This is a genomic window from Zwartia sp. (genome assembly GCF_049655405.1).
Classification (GTDB): Bacteria; Pseudomonadota; Gammaproteobacteria; order Burkholderiales; family Burkholderiaceae_B; genus Zwartia.
The window spans coordinates 325752-343336 of sequence record NZ_JBASJR010000009.1; the positions used below are offsets into that span (position 1 = coordinate 325752).

The 17585-nt window shown below is 52.1% G+C and carries 14 protein-coding genes; 9 read left to right on the forward strand and 5 right to left on the reverse strand.

The window, feature by feature from the left end; genetic code table 11:
• Positions 1-70 precede the first annotated feature (70 nt).
• On the forward strand, positions 71-610 hold the full coding sequence (gene ppa / locus WBJ47_RS07450) for an inorganic diphosphatase (protein ID WP_422242951.1): 540 nt from the start codon (positions 71-73) through the stop codon (positions 608-610).
• Here the strand turns inward: ppa and WBJ47_RS07455 are convergent.
• Complete coding sequence (locus tag WBJ47_RS07455; RefSeq protein ID WP_422242952.1) at positions 607-945, reverse strand: ATPase with chaperone activity; 339 nt, start codon at positions 943-945, stop codon at positions 607-609. The genes ppa and WBJ47_RS07455 overlap by 4 nt on opposite strands.
• Positions 946-1053: 108 nt before the next feature.
• Between WBJ47_RS07455 and WBJ47_RS07460 the strand changes: the two genes are divergently transcribed.
• Genes WBJ47_RS07460 through WBJ47_RS07470 form a run of 3 tightly spaced genes read left to right on the forward strand, consistent with a single transcriptional unit; the run spans position 1054 to position 4116 of the window.
• Complete coding sequence (locus WBJ47_RS07460) at positions 1054-1878, forward strand: alpha/beta fold hydrolase (RefSeq protein ID WP_422242953.1); 825 nt, start codon at positions 1054-1056, stop codon at positions 1876-1878.
• Positions 1879-1888: 10 nt separating this feature from the next.
• Positions 1889-3463 (forward strand): gamma-glutamyltransferase family protein, encoded by a 1575-nt coding sequence (locus tag WBJ47_RS07465; protein WP_422242954.1) that lies wholly within the window; start codon positions 1889-1891, stop codon positions 3461-3463.
• Between the two features lie 2 nt (positions 3464-3465).
• Positions 3466-4116: an FMN-binding negative transcriptional regulator gene (locus WBJ47_RS07470; protein ID WP_422242955.1), complete on the forward strand. Its 651-nt coding sequence runs from the start codon at positions 3466-3468 to the stop codon at positions 4114-4116.
• On the opposite strand, the gene WBJ47_RS07475 is transcribed toward WBJ47_RS07470, so the two are convergent.
• Positions 4113-4457 carry a hypothetical protein gene (locus WBJ47_RS07475; protein WP_422242956.1) on the reverse strand — a complete coding sequence of 115 codons (345 nt, stop codon included), beginning with the start codon at positions 4455-4457 and terminating at the stop codon, positions 4113-4115. The two genes, WBJ47_RS07470 and WBJ47_RS07475, sit on opposite strands and share 4 nt — an antisense overlap.
• A gap of 159 nt (positions 4458-4616) precedes the next feature.
• Between WBJ47_RS07475 and WBJ47_RS07480 the strand changes: the two genes are divergently transcribed.
• Both WBJ47_RS07480 and WBJ47_RS07485 read left to right on the forward strand, forming a co-directional pair.
• The gene (locus WBJ47_RS07480) at positions 4617-5405 is read left to right on the forward strand and encodes a class II aldolase/adducin family protein (RefSeq protein WP_422242957.1); all 789 of its coding nucleotides are present in this window, start codon (positions 4617-4619) and stop codon (positions 5403-5405) included.
• A gap of 79 nt (positions 5406-5484) precedes the next feature.
• A complete protein-coding gene (locus tag WBJ47_RS07485; RefSeq protein WP_422242958.1) occupies positions 5485-6498 on the forward strand; it encodes a D-2-hydroxyacid dehydrogenase in 1014 nt (337 codons plus the stop codon).
• Here WBJ47_RS07485 and WBJ47_RS07490 read toward each other — a convergent pair.
• From WBJ47_RS07490 to WBJ47_RS07500, 3 genes are read right to left on the reverse strand one after another with little or no spacing between them, the layout of a single operon-like run.
• Positions 6490-7401: a transglutaminase family protein gene (locus WBJ47_RS07490; RefSeq protein ID WP_422242959.1), complete on the reverse strand. Its 912-nt coding sequence runs from the start codon at positions 7399-7401 to the stop codon at positions 6490-6492. The two genes, WBJ47_RS07485 and WBJ47_RS07490, sit on opposite strands and share 9 nt — an antisense overlap.
• Positions 7398-9908, reverse strand: coding sequence for a circularly permuted type 2 ATP-grasp protein (locus WBJ47_RS07495; RefSeq protein ID WP_422242960.1), 2511 nt, complete (start codon positions 9906-9908; stop codon positions 7398-7400). Before WBJ47_RS07495 ends, WBJ47_RS07490 begins: the two co-directional genes overlap by 4 nt.
• A gap of 18 nt (positions 9909-9926) precedes the next feature.
• Positions 9927-13310, reverse strand: a complete 3384-nt coding sequence (locus WBJ47_RS07500) for a DUF2126 domain-containing protein (RefSeq protein ID WP_422242961.1) — start codon at positions 13308-13310, stop codon at positions 9927-9929.
• Positions 13311-13474: 164 nt separating this feature from the next.
• On the opposite strand from WBJ47_RS07500, the gene WBJ47_RS07505 reads away from it, so the two are divergent.
• The 3 genes from WBJ47_RS07505 (at position 13475) to WBJ47_RS07515 (ending at position 17574) form a co-directional block, all read left to right on the forward strand.
• Positions 13475-14947: a circularly permuted type 2 ATP-grasp protein gene (locus WBJ47_RS07505; protein WP_422242962.1), complete on the forward strand. Its 1473-nt coding sequence runs from the start codon at positions 13475-13477 to the stop codon at positions 14945-14947.
• Between the two features lie 10 nt (positions 14948-14957).
• Entirely contained in the window at positions 14958-15926 is a 969-nt protein-coding gene (locus WBJ47_RS07510) for an alpha-E domain-containing protein (RefSeq protein WP_422242963.1), read from the forward strand.
• A gap of 193 nt (positions 15927-16119) precedes the next feature.
• On the forward strand, positions 16120-17574 hold the full coding sequence (locus tag WBJ47_RS07515) for a DEAD/DEAH box helicase (protein ID WP_422242964.1): 1455 nt from the start codon (positions 16120-16122) through the stop codon (positions 17572-17574).
• Positions 17575-17585 lie beyond the last annotated feature (11 nt).

A 17585-nucleotide genomic window follows, 5' to 3' on the forward strand; every position in this document is an offset into this window, starting at 1 on the left:
CAATACGATTGGGGCTATTTTTGTTAAGATTAGGGTATCTACTTATCAATTTCGTCCATCTGGAGTCAACATGAGTCTCGACAAAGTCAGCCCGGGAAAAAATCTTCCCGAGTCTTTTAACGTCATCATTGAAATCTCAATGAATGCTGATCCGATCAAATACGAAGTAGACAAGGAATCAGGCGCGATTTTTGTTGATCGCTTTATGGGTACTTCGATGCATTACCCCTGCAACTATGGCTATATCCCCAAGACCATCGCTGGCGATGGTGATCCAGTCGACGTATTGGTGATTACGCCCTTTCCACTGATTCCCGGTGTTGTCGTACGTTGTCGTGCACTGGGCGTTCTCAATATGGAAGACGAGGGTGGTGAAGACGCCAAGCTTTTAGCCGTTCCTGAAAATAAAATTCTTCCTCTTTACGATCATTTGAATAAAGTGTCAGATGTTCATCCGATGAGTCTGAATGCGATTCAGCATTTCTTTGAGCACTATAAAGACCTCGAGAAAGGAAAATGGGTCAAAGTACAGGGCTGGGGCGATGTCTCTGAGGCGCATCAAGAAATCCTGACTGGCCTCAAGCGTTACCAAGAAGAAAACAAAGCCTAAGGTTTTTGACTGACTTCGCCTTGGCTTGGCGGATACATTTCCTGCCAGCCAAGGATCTCTGCCAGACGCAAGATTACCCACTGCGCTTCCGCCACAGACAAGCCAATATCCACATCACCTAGCCCCTGGTGAATTCTCTCCAGCACATCGGCTTCGGTAATGCCTAGCTCCCACAGCTTATTGGACGCTTGTTCCGTCAACAAGTTAGCCAAGTCCTCACACAAGTCATAGCGTTCATAAATCTGCTCTCGCGTCGCACTTGGCTTGCTTCGACCAGGTTCAACGAACAACGCGATAAATGTGGGTGGAATAATGATCTGGTTGCCGTCACTCATCGCTGCGCTGCAACAGGGCAAATTTCTGCGTCATATGAAATCCTAGGTTGGCAAGTGTCAGTGTTTACACGATACTACGCAGCATAGGTGATTTTTAAAGCGCACACCATGCCAACTCCAATGAGCCACTCTCGAAGCCACACTGTGGCACTCCACGATAATGCGTCTTTAAACGTCCTTGATGACGGGACAGGACCCACGCTTTTACTGATCAGCGGCTTGGGTGGCACAGCAAATTTTTGGAATCCCTGTGTGCCTGCACTGGCGGCACATTACCGGGTGATCAGGCTCGACCAGCGCGGGATCGCCAAAAGCTCTCGTGGCACGGCCCCCTGTACGATCGATCAACTGGCGCAAGACTGTCTTGCCGTTCTGGATCACTGTGATGTGAATCAGGCGATCGTTGTGGGGCACTCAACAGGCGGCTGTATCGCTCAAACCATGGCCCTGATCGCACCGGAGCGCATACGTGCCTGCATCTTTAGCGCGACCTGGGGAAAATCCAGCCGACACCGACAAGAACTCTTTTCAACGCGCCGCGAAATGCTCTTTAGAGATCCAGTTGGCTATGCCTGTTCGTCCGTTTTTATGGGGCACGATGCGAATTGGCTCAATCACAACTGGAAAGTTTTGGAGAACGCGCGCGCCAATGCGCCTGTCACACCTGAGGCGCAACACATTATTTCTGAACGATTAGACGCACTGATTGCCTTTGATCGAAGCGCGGATGTACATCGCATCACCGTCCCAAAACTTGTCGTAGGCGCGCGTGACGACCTGATTGTCCCTTCATTTTTGCAAGAAGAGCTCGTCACCATGCTTGATCATGCAGATTTGCATTTGTTTGAGCACGGCGGACACTTTTTTCCTGTTACCCGTACGAATCTTTTTGTTCCGCTTGTCATAGAGTGGTTGCGCACACGTCACCTTTAACGGAATTCTCATGCTTGAAAACTTTTCCAGTTCACAAATTACGCGTAAAGCTGTCATCGCCACCAAAGCCGGCGTTGTCGCCGCGCAGCACCGCCGAGCCGCCAAAGTGGGCGCTGCGGTGCTCGATGCGGGTGGCGACGCCATTGATGCGGCCATCGCAACATCGTTTGCCATTGGGGTCGTAGAGCCCTGGATGAGCGGTCCTGCAGCAGGCGGGACCATGGTTGTGTGGCGCGCCAAAGAAGGCAAAGCGCACGTGATCGATTTTGGTTGCCGATCACCCCGCGAGCTCAATCCAGCCAACTACCCGCTAAGTGGTGCGGGAAAGTCTTCAGATTTGTTTCCTTGGCCCGCGGTAGTCGAGGATCGTAATGTCATGGGTGCGACGGCTGTCGCAGTGCCGGGTGCGGTTGCGGGCATGGACCTCGCCCACAAACACTTTGGTCGAATGCCCTGGAAAGACCTCGTCACGCCTGCAGCAAAGCTCGCAGACGAAGGATTGTTAGTCGACTGGTACACCACGCTCGTGACTGCAGCAAACGCGCGCGTACTCAGCAAAGATACAGATACAGCCAAGATGTTTCTGGATGACGGGCATTGGCCGATCGCCGGCGAGTGGACCTCACTGACCGAAAAGCATCTCAATCAAAAAGCCTTTTCACAAACACTGATGCAAATTGCCGAAGGTGGTGCTGACGCTTTTTATAAAGGCGACATTGCCACTCAACTTGCTAAAGATGTTCGCGCAAAAGGCGGCTGTTTAAGCGTGCAAGACTTGCACGACTATCAGGCGTCTATCGTCGAACCTCTGACGATCAACTACCGTGGTGGTCGAGTGTATGCAACGCCAGGGCTCACGGGCGGCCCAACATTTGGCAAAGCCTTAGAAATACTCGCGCGTGAACTTTCGCCGAGCAAAGGAAAACCTGACGCCGCGACTTACGCAGGTTTTGCGCGCGCACTCGACGCGGCCTTTAAATTGCGCTTTGAAAATATGGGTGATCATGAATCGCCCACTGCGCCCGGATGCACCACGCACTTTAGCGTTGTTGATCGTGAAGGCAATATGTGTGCGGTGACGCAAACCTTACTCTCCATTTTTGGTTCGCGTGTGGTGTCTCCCTCAACAGGCATGTTGCTCAACAACGGCATCATGTGGTTCGATCCCGAGCCTGGCAAACCCAACTCCCTTGGTCCTAACAAGCGGTGTTTGGCAAACTACTCGCCTGTGATCGGTGAGGATGCTGCAGGCCGTCGCTTTGCGATCGGGGCCTCGGGTGGACGGAAAATCCTGGGTGCCGTGATGCAGTTGAGCTCTTTCATGATCGATCATGGTCTCGACCTCGAAGAAGCCTTTCATACACCCCGTATTGATGTCAGCGGTAGCGGGAAAATCACCGCCGATCAAACGCTATCTCCTGACATCATTGCTGCGTTGGAAAAAGAAATGCCCGTGATTCAAACGCGTCGCAATATTTATCCTTATTCTTTTGCTTGTCCGGCAGGCGTCATGCGCGACGGAGAAATGAATATGGGATGTACTGAAATTATGTCGCCGTACGGTGACGCCATTGCAGGTGGTTGAACATGTATTTACCCAAGCACTTCGAACAACAAGACCTTGAGTCATTAAAGTCTCTGCTTGAGGCCTATCCTCTTGGTGCGCTCGTCACACATCAAGACGGCGCCCTTGAAGCCAACCACATTCCTTTTTTAGTCCAAGGTGACCTCGCGGTTGGTGGCAAGCTCATCGGCCATGTTGCCAAGGGAAATCCCGTTTGGAAAAATGACTTAACAGCACAAGAGTCTTTAGTGATATTTCAAGGACCTGAAGCCTATATCACCCCTAACTGGTATCCATCGAAACACGTTCACCATCAGGTTGTGCCCACCTACAACTACGCCGTGGTGCATGTGTACGGCGTATTGTCTGTGACGCATGATGAGGCGATCAAGCGACAGATCGTCGCCGATCTGACTCAGACCATGGAGAATGCGAGGCAAAGTACCTGGAAAATTTCTGATGCCCCTGCCGATTACATTGAAAAAATGCTGAATGCCATCGTAGGGATTGAGCTGACGATTACGCGCATTCAAGCGAAATGGAAGGTTAGCCAAAACCGCGACCTCGCTGATCGCGCTGGCGTTGCGCAAGGTTTGAGCGTCGCGGATTCCGCTAAAAGAGACTTGCGAATGAGTCAAATCATCCGTACGGGTAAAGGAGTCGGTCGCGACTAACGACCAGGTTGCCCAGTGCAATCAACCATTGCGTGGATTAACAACTTATTTTCATTGTTGATTGCAGGAAACTCTGTCGAAATGACTTTGCAGCCCGTGGCTTTTTCTATGGCCTCGATCTGTCTCGCTTTCTGCTTGTCATAATCTGTATTAATCCAGCCGCCTTGTTTTCCGCCGAACGCCTCCCATTTGTCATTGCCAAGCGGAATGATGCTGATTTCTCGCTGATCAAGCACGATGATCTGACGTGCAGGATCGCGATGATAATAGACAGCACTGCCCTGACAGCCAACGAGAGCGCTAGCAACAGCCACAAGAGCGACAAAGGGCAACATTTTCATCTATATTCTCTGATATCGACACAAACAAAACAGCTTCAACTCTAAGCATAACGCTATTTTTTGAGTATTCCGAACGGAACCACTCGCGAAAACGTACGCGGCTTGGTATCTTTAGTCTTATAGAATTTATTCTTACAAAAACTTTAGGGGCACATACTCATGGCAAAAGAAGGCGTACTGCAGATTCCCTCACTCAAAGGCAAAGTCTCAGATGCTGAGTGGCAAACGCGTGTCGATTTAGCCGCCTGTTATCGGCTCGTCGAGATGTATGGCATGGCAGACATGATCGCCAACCATATTTCAGCCCGCGTGCCCGGCGAAGAAGGTACTTACCTCATTAATGCCTATGGCTTGATGTACGAAGAAATCACCGCGTCCAGCCTGCTGAAGGTTGACCATCAAGGCAACATCCTGACCAAACCAGATTTTGGTGATCTCAATTACGGCATCAATAAAGCGGGCGCTGTCATTCATAGTGCTGTCCACCATGCGCGTCCAGAAGTCGGCTGCGTGATTCATACACACAGCTGGGCCTCTATGGCCGTGTCTTCACTCGAATGCGGACTATTGCCCTTGACGCAAACAGCGATGCGGTTTCTTAAGATCAGTTATCACGACTATCAGGGTGTCGTGCTCGATGAGGCCGAGCAGGAGTCTTTGTGTAAGGACTTGGGCAATAGTGAAGCCATGATTCTACGCAACCATGGTGCATTGACTGTGGGACGCACCATTGGCGAAGCATTCAACTGGATGCACCGTCTCGAATTGTCCTGCCGGGCACAAATCGGTGCGATGTCCTGCAACTCGCCGATGTCAAAGGTCTCGCAAAAAGTCTTGGATGAGACATGGAACAACTACCAGCCCGGCACGCGCCGTCCTTATGGTGTGATGGAGTGGCCCGCCCTGCTGCGCAAGCTTGATCGCACAGATACTTCCTATCGCAACTAAACCTACGCGATTGACGCACCTCTAGGTACGTCAATCGCAGTCTTGACGCATCCTCTCCGTATTTGCCAAGGTCATCAACGTGTCCATTCAAAAGCTCAGTCATCCACCGCGCATTCTGCTCTCAGACAAAACTGCAGAGGAACTTGCCCCTAAAATTGAGGCAATCCTAGGGGTGGATGGCTACGTCCGCGTGACCGCTCAACAAATGCATGAGGGCATTGCGGATGCCGATTTCTGTTTTGTTTCGCGTGACATCACCTCGACATCGACCAAGCAGAACATCATTCCAGAGACGCAATATGTCTACGATGCGCTTAAAAACTCAAAAGCGCTGCAATGGGTACACATACACTCGGCTGGTGTAGATCGACAAATTTTTCTCGATTTAATGGCAAGAGGCGTGACCGTCACAAGTTCGTCCGGCGCGAGCGCGAGTCTGGTGGCGCAAACGGCCTTGACAGGATTGCTCTCGCTATCACGGCGCTTTCCTCAACTCGCTGCTGCGCAACGGGCTCATGTTTGGGCACCCTTTTTCAAGGTCGGACTTCCTCCAGATCTCGAAGGTCAGACCGCCACGATTGTTGGCTGGGGTCCGATTGGTCAAAAACTAGCCGCATGGTTAAAGGCGATTGGTCTAAACCTTATTGTCGTACGTCAAGCCGCGAGCTCAACCATCCCCGACACCCGCGTAGTGTCCTTCAACGAGTTCAGCAGTATTCTTCCAGAAACAGATTGGCTAGTACTCGCCTGCCCACTCACGGCTCAAACAACTAACCTAGTCAGCGCTGACGCACTGAGTCGTATGAAGCCCTCTGCACACATCGTCAATATTTCTCGCGGGGCAGTGATCGACGAGCCTGCGATGATTAGCGCACTGAAAAGCGGGCGCTTGGCAGGTGCATATCTTGATGTGTTTGCGCAAGAGCCCTTGCCAGCAGACTCCCCACTTTGGGACATGCCCAACGTCATTGCAACGCCTCATACAGCGGGTTTTTCAGACGCTATTCTTCAGCGTATGGCTGAAAAGTTTCTTGAAAATCTTGGACACTATGCACGTGAGGAAAGTTTTATTAATGTGGCGCGCTTAAGCTGATTGGCGCTCACTCATCCGCTCGGACGTCACAGCAATATCCAAGGTGTGCTCGCCGCCGCCTCGGATCACCCCTCGCAAGGGCGAGACGTCTCCAAAATCTCTGCCCGCAGCAACACTCACATGCTCCAAGCCCACGATCTGATCGTTGGTAGGATCAAGTTCTAACCAATGCCCCGGTGCCCCGGGACAGTAGATGGATACCCAAGCATGCGAGGCATCGGCTCCTCGCAGCTTTTCCTGACCCGGTACTGGATGCGTCAACAAATAGCCACTCACATATTGCGCCGACAACCCAATCGCCCGCAAACAACCAATAAAGATGTGCGAAAAATCTTGGCACACGCCTGCCCGTTTTTCAAAGGCCTCTAACATCGGAGTATGAATCTCCGTCGCAGCCGCTGAGTACTCAAAATCACGATGGATACGGGTCGATAAATGAACACTCGCCTCGCCAATCGTGCGGCCTGGCGTAAAGGACTCAAGAGCGTATTCTTTGAGTTCATGTAAGCGTGGCACATACGGGCTTGGAAAACAAAACTCACTTGCAGCTAAATAGGGGCGATCAAGTGCATACGCCAAAGACTCTGCGACCAAGCCCCACGAGGGGGTCGCTTTTGGATCAAACTTAACGTATCTGTTTTTAATTTGAACTTTCGATTTTGCTTTGACTACCAAGGCCTTGTGCGGAGTAGAAAGCGTAAAGAATGTTCGCTGGTTTCCAAACGCGTCTCTTCCCTCAACCTGATTATCAGGGGAAGGCGTAATTAACAGCTCCGTACTCAAGACCTTTTGCCAATCCGAGTCTAACGGCCGCAGATAGGCGATATGGTGCGCCAACTCAACGTCTGTTTGATATTGGTAGCGTGTTTCGTGATCGATCTCAATCAGGGTTGTTTGCGTCATGATGCCAAATGCCTCTCAACGGCTAACGCAAAAAATCGACGGCTAATTTCATCGGAAAGCTGTGCGCCAAACAATCCTAAGGCACGAATCGTGTCCACCTGCTTAAGGATATTTTCTTCGTGTGGATTAAAGGCGGGAACAATCTCCATCAACGTTGCACTATCTGGCAAATGTCGAAGCTCGTCCGCCAACCCGCGCAAAATACAGTTAAACGATCTCGGATTCGTCTCATCGGTCACCAACAGATCCATCAACGCATAAACATCTTGCTGCCTCTGATAGCGCGTACGGTAAGTAATCGAGCTATCAAACAAAATCAAAAGGGTTTCAAAACCTCGCGGGGTATAAACAGCGGCATTTGAAAAGAACGCGCAAAGCACCTCACTTAAACTGATTAGCCGCTCAATGAGCCGCCCCACTGTCAACATGTGCCAACCTAAATCACGTGTCATCCGGTCTGATTGAAATCCTACTAGTGCTACCAACTGGATACTGAGTGCATCAAGCACTTCGATCGTATCGATCGGCGTGCTCGCAGGCGTCTTTAACACCATCTTTCGCATAGTCTGTGCGATTTCAGCATGTTCAGATGGCAGACGATCTCTGACAGCCTTCAGTGCGTGCTCAAGGGCATCAATATTATCGATCAGCCCTCCTTCATCTTTTTTTGCCAGCCCGCTAATCAGCGTTCGCCCAAATGCTGCGGCTGACTCAGTCAAGCCCGGAGTCTCCTTGGGGATGAGCTTATGCAACTCGCCCAGCGTACTCATGACATCGTTTAAGACTGGCAAGCTATCTTGTTGATTCGTACTGACGAGCACCAAAGCCTCTTTAGCGAGACGCACCATCGACTCACAGCGCTCTGTATATCGCCCAAGCCAAAAAAGGTTTTCAGCTGAACGGCTCGATACGAGCTGCTCAGAGGCTGTCCAGCGCTGAATTTTTTCTCGGCTCGGGAGCATTGAATATGTGTCAACGGGTTGCTCCGTCATGACCCATGTATCCTGCGTACTCCCCCCGCTCTGAATAGAAACAATGTGCGGATCCAGCGTCGCAATCCTTGTCATTCCACCAGGTAATACTTGCCACTCCCCTTTACCTGAAGCGATCGCGTAAACGCGTAACATTGCCGTGCGAGGAGTGAAACAATCGGCCTCCCACGTTGGTGCTTGGGAAAACGGCAAATAGCTTTGTGTGGTGTACAAATCTGGCTGCTGATCAATTCTGTCTTGCCACTTTTTACGCTCTTGCTCGCTCAATACACTTGCGATGGCGGGCTGAAAATTCGTGCGGGGACTCGTCGCATATGTTGGCTTGATGACCTGTGTGTCTAAATCGGGTGCAATATCTTTCCACGCTGCGATTTCACCACACCACCATGTGTTGAGCGAAGGCATCTTGAGCGGCTCACCCAAAAGGTATTCAGATATTGCTGGCAGGAAGCCCTGCACTGCGGGGGACTCTAAAAAACTCGTGCCAAGCGAATTTGCCATCACAACATTGCCCGCTCGTACGGCCTGCAACAAACCTGGGACACCTAGACTCGAGTCTGCACGCAACTCTAAAGGGTCACAAAAATCATCATCCAGTCGGCGTAACAAACCATGAATCCGCTGTAAGCCATGCAGCGTCTTTAAGTACAACTTGTCATTACGAACAGTGAGGTCGGCGCCTTCTACCAAAGGCAAGCCAAGGTAACGCGCCAAGTATGCGTGCTCGAAATACGTTTCACTATACGGGCCGGGTGTTAACAGAGCAAAACGAGGCGTGTCTTGCGTAATCAGCGCAGCCGCTGCAGTCATTGAATCCAGCAGGCGCTTATAGCTCGAAGCGATATGCTGCACACGCATTTCACGATACGCTTCAGGGAATAAGCGCGAAACAATCAACCGATTTTCAAGAACATATCCCAGTCCAGAAGGAGACTGGGTCCGCTGTCCAATCACCCACCACCGCCCGTTGGGTCCGCGAGCAATATCAAAGGCCACAACATGTAAATGGGTCCCGCCTGGCGGCTGTACACCTTGCATCGGACGCAAATAACCAGGATGGCCCAGCACCAGTGCACTCGGCAAATAACCGCCACGAATCAACGTCTGAGGACCGTAGACATCTTGCACAATGGCATTTAAAAGTTTGGCGCGTTGAGCCAGACTACTTGAAATGCCACGCCACTCGGCAGGCTCAATCAACAAGGGCAAAGGATTCAGCGACCACGGTCGTGCTTGGTCTTGGTTGTCCGCATAAACGTTATAAGAAATACCGTTTTGTTGAATCAGTCTCGCAATCGTATCGCTACTTGCGGGCAAGCCAGCAATACCGGTCTCGCCAAGATAGCCAAAAAATGTTTTCCATGGCTTACGCAAGCCTCCTGCTTGATCACGCAGTTCATCGTAATGACCCACTTTTGTTTTTGCGGTGAGACTACACACTGACGCAAAGACCCGCTCAAGCGAGTCATGGACGGCGTGATCTGTATTTTTCTTGGAAGAGGACTCTAACGACATGGACTATTCAACACTCAATCAATGGTGGCGCCGCAAGTCGAGTGTATAAGGAAACTCAGGTTCAGTGGCGCATGGCTCAAACGAAACTGAACCGGGGGTGTGATCCAACCGAGAAAATCTCGCTAGCCGGCGACTTTCCGCTTCAAAAGAATTGACGGGCAGCGAGTCATAATTTCGACCACCAGGATGCACGACGTGATAACGACACCCTCCCATTGAACGTGAGAGCCAATTGTCGACCAAATCAAATGTTAAGGGCGCATGCACACCAATTGTCGGATGCAACGCCGAAGGAGGACTCCAGGCGCGATAGCGCACTCCGATCACATATTCACCCTCAATTCCTGTCGGTTGAAGACGCGGCACGATGCCATTGATGGCAATAGAAAAGCGGTTATCCACATAACCGGAAACCTTTAGCTCAAGCCGCTCAACAGACGCATCGACCAGACGAACAGTTCCTCCTGCGCCACTTTCTTCGCCCATCACATGCCAGGGCTCAAGGGCCGTACGCAAACTCAAATGCACCTCTCGGAGATCTGTCTCACCAATCAGAGGGAATCTAAACTCGGCATGAGGCGCAAACCATTTCATATCAAAACAAAACCCTGCCATCTCCAGCTCGGACAAAACATCTTGAAAGTCCATCAAGATAAAAGTGGGCAACATAAAACGATCATGGAGTTGCGTGCCCCAGCGTGTGAGACGCGTCTTTCCTGACGGTCTGTACGGCGTTTTCCAAAACCATGCCACGAGCGCCCGGATGAGGAGCTGCTGCACAAGACTCATACGCGCATGAGGAGGCATTTCAAAACCTCGCAACTCAAGCAAACCCAAACGGCCTGTCGGCCCGTCTGGCGAATAAAGCTTGTCGATGCTGAACTCGGCACGATGCGTATTGCCCGTCACATCAATCAAAATATTTCGCAGTGCCCGATCAATCATCCACGGCGAGCACCCGCCAGGACGGCTCATCTGAATATCAATTTCTTTTAGCGCGATTTCCAACTCGTACACTTGATCGTTTCGCGCCTCGTCTACACGCGGCGACTGACTTGTCGGGCCGACAAACAACCCGGAAAATAGATAAGACATCGCAGGGTGGTTGTGCCAAAACGTCAGCAAACTTGCTAATACATCCGGGCGTCGCAAAAATGGACTATCCCCCGGGCTTGCTGCACCCATCACAAAGTGATTACCCCCGCCCGTCCCAGTGTGACGACCGTCCATCATAAATTTTTCACAACTCAGGCGCGTTTCATGAGCGGCCTGATACAAAAATTCAGTGTGTTGAACAAGTTCTGACCAGTTTTTTGCTGGATGAATATTGACCTCTAAAACGCCAGGATCAGGCGTGACTTGCAACAACATCATGCGCACATCACGCGGAGGCGGATAGCCTTCGAGTACGATGCAAACGTCAAGTTGCAGAGCTGTCTGCTCAACGATTTTCAATAGCTCAAGATAGTCTTCAAGATGCGTCAGCGGCGGCATAAAAACATATAGCAACGCGCTCTCCGGCCCTACAAACTCAAGCTTGGGCCCATTACTTCGATTTGGGTTACGCACTTCGACACACAAGGCCGTTCGGATCAGGTTGGCGCGTGACTCAAACCTTTCTGGCGCAACAGTGTCTGTGCCCAGCTGATCGGGTCGCTGCTGATGGGTGATAGAAGTCGACGGCTGCGCTGCGTCCAAGGCATCGCGCCGCTCAAAGGGGTCACGGTCAATCGGATAACGTCGATCTATTGGCTTGGTCCACGGTAAGGAATCCAATGGCAACCGATAACCCATTGGAGAATCGCCTGGAATCAAATACAAACGCGCGTCGCGCAAAAACCACGCCCCCGACTCCCAACGCATAACGTCGTGTTGCGTACCGTCCTTGACGGATTCTTTTCGTGACAGGGGTAATGCATAACCCACTGGCGCATCAAGACGATGTTCGAATACGCGACGCAAGCGTGCGCGCTCCATTTCATCATCAAGCTTTGAGTCAAAAGGATCCACATTCACTGGCAGCGTTCGCTCTTTCCACAAATAGTAGAAAGTATCCTCGTAGCCCGCTTGAATGTATTGGCGGCTCACACCTAATCGATCCGCAATGATGTGCAAAAACGCTTGAGCATCTGCAGTGGTGTAATGATATGGCTCTCGCTCGTCTGCAAAGCGCTCAGGGTGCTGCCAGCACGGCTGGCCATCCGCGCGCCAATATGCCGATAAGGTCCAACGAGGCAGTTGCTCACCGGGGTACCATTTTCCCTGCCCAAAATGAAGAAAGCCCGTTGCGCCATACTGTTGTTGCAGCCGCCCCATCAAGGCAAGCCCCAAACCACGCTTGGTCGGACCTAGCGCATCCGTATTCCACTCCGCGCCATCTCGATCAAGAGCAGAAACAAAGGTTGGCTCTCCTCCCATCGTAAGTCGAACGTCCTGCGCCACTAGTCGCGCATCCACCTGTGCGCCCAGCGCATCAATGCTCTCCCACTGTGCATCGTTGTATGGTTTTGTGACACGGGGGGTCTCAAACACTCGCTGTGCCGTCATTTGGTGCGCAAACTTTACTTCGCACTCCTCTAATGCACCAGAAATGGGCGCGGCCGATGAGGGTTCAGGTGTACAAGCGATAGGAATATGCCCCTCGCCAGCTAGCAAACCAGAGGTTGGATCCAAGCCCACCCAGCCTGCCCCTGGCAAATACACCTCGCACCACGCATGCAAGTCTGTAAAGTCCTTTGTTGCACCAGACGGACCATCCACTGCCTCGACATCCGGCTTCAGTTGAACGAGATAACCCGAAACAAAACGTGCCGCTAAACCAAAATTGCGTAACAACTGAACCAACAGCCAACCTGAGTCACGGCAAGAACCAGAAGCAAGCGCCAGCGTTTGTTCAGGAGTTTGAACACCAGGTTCCATCCGGACGGTATAGCTCACCTTGCGATGCACGCGGCTATTGAGCTCAACTAAAAAGTCAATACTTCGACGTTCGCGGCGCGGTACATTTTTGAAAAAAGTCGTCAGCTGCGGCCCCATTGGCGCGGCGTTCAAGTAAGGCGCAAGCTCTGCCTTGAGCTCTGGTGAGTAGCTAAAGGGAAAGTGCTCAGATCCCGGTTCGAGAAAAAAATCAAACGGGTTGTAAACCGCCATCTCCGCGACGAGGTCCACCACCACTTCAAATGTTCGCGTCTTCTCCGGGATCACGACACGGGCGAGATAATTGGCAAAGGGGTCTTGCTGCCAATTTAAAAAATGCGCGGCAGGCTCTATCCGCAACGCATAAGAAAGAATGCGTGTCCGGCAGTGCGGCGCAGGTCGCAGCCGAATCACCTGAGGACCCAGTGTGATCAGCTGATCGTAGTGATACGTCGTAACGTGATGAAGTGCGACATGGATAGACATAGTCCTTTCAAAGCAATATCCGTGCCAGTCTATTTATTTTTTAGGTCTCGCCAAACGCTCACTTGCTTATACAAATAGACGTGGCATGGATATTGCTTTGAAACGTGTGTAGCCCGCGCTAAAGGTTGCGCGCATACCAAGCGAACACAGACGGACATCCTGACATGCGGCAAGCCACGCAAACCCTGCTTTTGAACCATATTTTTGACGAAATGCTGGAGACCTCTGAAGAGCCCGCCTCTTCCTCACCTGTAACCCGGGGACACTACCAGAGCTTTGCACACTGGCTCGCACAGCAGCCCGCGCAACTGATTGCCGCCCGCCGCGAAGAAGCGGAGTTGATTTTTCGTCGCGTCGGCATCACCTTTGCCGTATATGGAGATACCGACGGCGCGGAACGCACCATCCCCTTCGATATTGTGCCGCGGATCTTTCCTGCATCAGAGTGGGAGCACCTTGAGCGCGGCCTCAGGCAACGCGTACAAGCCCTGAACATGTTTCTACACGATGTGTACCACGACCAGCACATTCTAAAAGCCGGCATCATTCCCGCCGAGCAAGTACTCAATAACGCCCAATATCGGCCTCAGATGAAAGGCATCAAAGTGCCGCTCGGTATTTACGCGCACATTGCAGGGATTGATATCGTTCGCGCGAATCACGGCGCACAAACAGGTGAACTTTTTGTCCTCGAGGACAATTTGCGTGTGCCCTCAGGCGTTTCATACATGCTTGAAAATAGAAAGATGATGATGCGCCTCTTTCCAGAGCTCTTTGCCAACCATCGCGTTGAGCCTGTTGATCACTACCCTGACTTGCTACTTGAAACCCTGCGCGACACATTCAGAACCTCAACACTTCGCCCTAACGTTGTTGTCTTGACACCAGGCATGTACAACTCCGCCTATTTTGAGCATGCATTTTTAGCGCAGCAAATGGGTGTCGAACTCGTCGAAGGGCAAGATCTTTTTGTCAAAGACGATTACGTGTTCATGCGTACGACCCAAGGCCCCAGAAGAATTGATGTGATTTATCGGCGGGTGGATGATGATTTTTTAGACCCTGACGTCTTTAGAAACGACTCAACGCTAGGTCCCCCAGGCTTGCTTCGCGCTTATCGCGCGGGCAACGTCGCAATCTGTAATGCCATGGGCACAGGTGTCGCAGACGATAAGTCTATCTACCCTTATGTACCGGACATGATTCGGTTTTACCTCAGCGAAGAACCCCTCATCGCAAACGTTCCCACCTTTCAGTGTCGCAAGCCTGACGAACTGTCGTATGTGATTCAAAACATGGCCGAGCTCGTCGTGAAAGAAGTCCACGGTGCAGGCGGCTACGGGATGTTGGTGGGACCCGCGTCGAGCCTGAGCGAGATTGATGACTTTAAAGCACGGGTTCTAGCCAACCCCAACAACTACATCGCGCAGCCAACACTCGCCTTGTCGACCTGTCCAACCTATGTTGAATCAGGTATTGCTCCGAGACACATCGACTTACGTCCCTTTGTCCTCTCTGGCGCGCACGTCCGCATGGTGCCTGGCGGACTGACACGCGTGGCGCTCAAGGAAGGCTCTCTGGTTGTGAACTCTTCGCAAGGTGGCGGCACCAAAGACACCTGGATTCTGGAACGTTAGGATGACAAACATGCTTTCACGAACCGCCGATCATCTCTACTGGATGTCACGTTACACAGAACGTGCCGAAAATACTGCGCGCATGCTGGACGTCAACTATCAGATGTCTCTCTTTCCGCAGTCCACACAGACCATCGAGAATGCTTGGCGAGCGATGCTCGATATTTCTGAATTAACGGACGACTACGCTTCCCGACATGACGCAGTGACGCCGACGGGCGTGATGCATTTTATGGTCAGTGACGTCAATAACCTTTCTTCAATTATGCGCTGCTTGCAAGCCGCGCGAGAAAATGCGCGAGCAGTCCGTGGCGCTATCACCACAGAACTTTGGGAAACCATCAATACAACCTGGCTTGATGCGCAACGTATGCTGCACAGTGGCATGATGCAACGTTCTCCCGCCGAGTTTTTTGAATGGGTCAAGTTTCGATCACACCTGACACGTGGCGTCAATAACGGCACGATGATGCGTGGCGAGGTATATGACTTTATCCAGCTTGGTACCTTTCTTGAACGCGCGGACAACACCGCTCGCTTGCTCGATGTCAAATTTCTTGCCGCAGCCGCTTCGCAAGGTGAGCGTCTTGATGCAGTCGACGAATTTTATTACTGGGCTGCAATCTTGCGCTCCGTTTCCGCGTTTGAAAACTACCGCAAAGTCTACCGTGACGTCATCACCCCAGAGCGCATCGCCGAGCTTTTGATACTTCGCGGCAACATGCCCAGATCACTCGTCGCTTGCCTGCAAGAAATCGTCGACACACTGACACGGGTGCGCAACATTTATTCCGGCAGTACACATCATGCTGCGCTCAGCCTGCTGGCGACCTTGAGGGACCAGACCATCGAGGAAATTCTTACAATCGGTCTTCATGCGTACCTGACTGAATTTTTAAGCCAAATCAACCTTGTTGGTATTGGCATCAGCAAAGATTTTCTCGTGCCACTGACCGACGCTCCAGACGAAGGAGCCTGAAAGAACTAAAAATTATCCCGTCACTGATTCGCTTAGCGTACAATACTGCCACGGTACAACGTTCCAGTCCTCGTACCTCGCTAAGCCCAAACTCTGTGGGCGCTCGCCTCCAAGGCGTTTTTACTCCCTGTTCGTCTGCCCCGATTGGAGTCCACATTTAGTTGCGGACCGGCACGACGATGGAGCTGTTCTCTTGTCTACTTCTGTTACTTTTGCTGACCTCGGGTTGGCTGATCCTCTTTTGCGTGCGATTGCTGATGCTGGCTACACCGCACCCACTCCTATTCAAGCCCAAGCTATTCCCCGTGTTTTAGCGGGCGGTGACTTACTCGCTGCAGCCCAAACCGGTACCGGCAAAACTGCGGGCTTTACGCTTCCTATTTTGCACATGTTGCTCGCCAAACCGCTTGAGCTGCGCAAACCTGGCCGCCCACGTGTACTGATTCTCACGCCTACCCGCGAATTAACCGCGCAGGTCGAAGAGTCCGTCAAAACCTACGGTATTCACACCAAAATTTCCTCTATGGTGATTTTTGGTGGCGTCAATATCAACCCCCAGACTAACGCCTTGCGCAAACCCATCGACATCCTGGTGGCAACACCTGGGCGCTTGCTGGATCATTGCCAGCAGCGCAACGTCGACTTATCAGGTGTTGAGATTCTCGTCCTGGACGAAGCCGACCGCATGCTGGACATGGGCTTTATCCGTGACATCCGCAAGATCCTTGCCTTGCTGCCCCGTCAACGTCAAAACCTACTCTTTTCAGCGACGTTCTCGGACGAAATCCGTGAACTTTCCAAGGGCGTTCTGAACAACGCTTCTGAAGTTTCTGTTGCCGCACGCAACACCACAGCCGAGCGCGTCGATCAGACGGTTCACATGGTGCCCCAGGCGCACAAACGTGACATCCTTAGCCACATCATTCGCGAAAGCGGCTGGCACCAAGTGTTGGTTTTTACGCGCACCAAACACGGTGCGAACCGCTTAGCCGAAAAGCTCGTCAAAGATGGCTTGTCAGCCTCAGCGATTCACGGCAACAAGAGCCAAGCGGCACGTACTCGTGCACTGGATGACTTTAAAAAGGGCAAAGTTGCCGTTTTAGTCGCCACTGACATCGCCGCCCGCGGTCTCGATATTGACCAACTTCCACAGGTTGTGAATTTCGAGTTGCCAAACGTACCCGAAGACTACGTTCACCGCATTGGCCGTACAGGCCGTGCGGGTGCCGCTGGCTCAGCGGTTTCCTTAGTCGACTCGAGCGAAATCAAGTACCTCAAAGCGATTGAACGCATTATCAAAAAGCAGATTCCCCAGCTTCCGGCACCGACTGGCTGGACCGCTTCACCAGTATCCACCCACGATGCGGACGACGATGCACGTTCCGAAGGTCGTCGCGACGGTCCACGCCGGCCCCAACAACGCTCATCCCGCCCTGCCGGTCCCGCCGGTTCGGGCGCGCCTCGTCCGGCACGTGCCGGCCAAGGTACGGGTCAAGCGCCTCGCCGCGAAGGTCAAGGCAGCGGTCGCGCCCCCTCAGGTCACGCCCCCGCTCGCACAGGCACCGGCGGTCCGGTTCGCGCTGGCTCAGGCCCAAATGGCCCCAGCCCAGCCAATCGCCCTCGTCGCCCAGCCCTTTTTAACAAGTAATTAGCCCGAAA

Bases quoted from the DNA above. Each gene is read 5' to 3' on its own strand.
- WBJ47_RS07500 (WP_422242961.1), bottom strand. From the start codon at position 13,310: ATGTCTATCCATGTCGCACTTCATCACGTTACGACGTATCACTACGAT.
- WBJ47_RS07510 (WP_422242963.1), top strand. From the start codon at position 14,958: ATGCTTTCACGAACCGCCGATCATCTCTACTGGATGTCACGTTACACA.
- WBJ47_RS07460 (WP_422242953.1), top strand. From the start codon at position 1,054: ATGCCAACTCCAATGAGCCACTCTCGAAGCCACACTGTGGCACTCCAC.
- WBJ47_RS07455 (WP_422242952.1), bottom strand. From the start codon at position 945: ATGAGTGACGGCAACCAGATCATTATTCCACCCACATTTATCGCGTTG.
- WBJ47_RS07490 (WP_422242959.1), bottom strand. From the start codon at position 7,401: ATGACGCAAACAACCCTGATTGAGATCGATCACGAAACACGCTACCAA.
- WBJ47_RS07480 (WP_422242957.1), top strand. From the start codon at position 4,617: ATGGCAAAAGAAGGCGTACTGCAGATTCCCTCACTCAAAGGCAAAGTC.
- ppa (WP_422242951.1), top strand. From the start codon at position 71: ATGAGTCTCGACAAAGTCAGCCCGGGAAAAAATCTTCCCGAGTCTTTT.
- WBJ47_RS07505 (WP_422242962.1), top strand. From the start codon at position 13,475: ATGCGGCAAGCCACGCAAACCCTGCTTTTGAACCATATTTTTGACGAA.
- WBJ47_RS07470 (WP_422242955.1), top strand. From the start codon at position 3,466: ATGTATTTACCCAAGCACTTCGAACAACAAGACCTTGAGTCATTAAAG.
- WBJ47_RS07465 (WP_422242954.1), top strand. From the start codon at position 1,889: ATGCTTGAAAACTTTTCCAGTTCACAAATTACGCGTAAAGCTGTCATC.
- WBJ47_RS07495 (WP_422242960.1), bottom strand. From the start codon at position 9,908: ATGTCGTTAGAGTCCTCTTCCAAGAAAAATACAGATCACGCCGTCCAT.
- WBJ47_RS07475 (WP_422242956.1), bottom strand. From the start codon at position 4,457: ATGAAAATGTTGCCCTTTGTCGCTCTTGTGGCTGTTGCTAGCGCTCTC.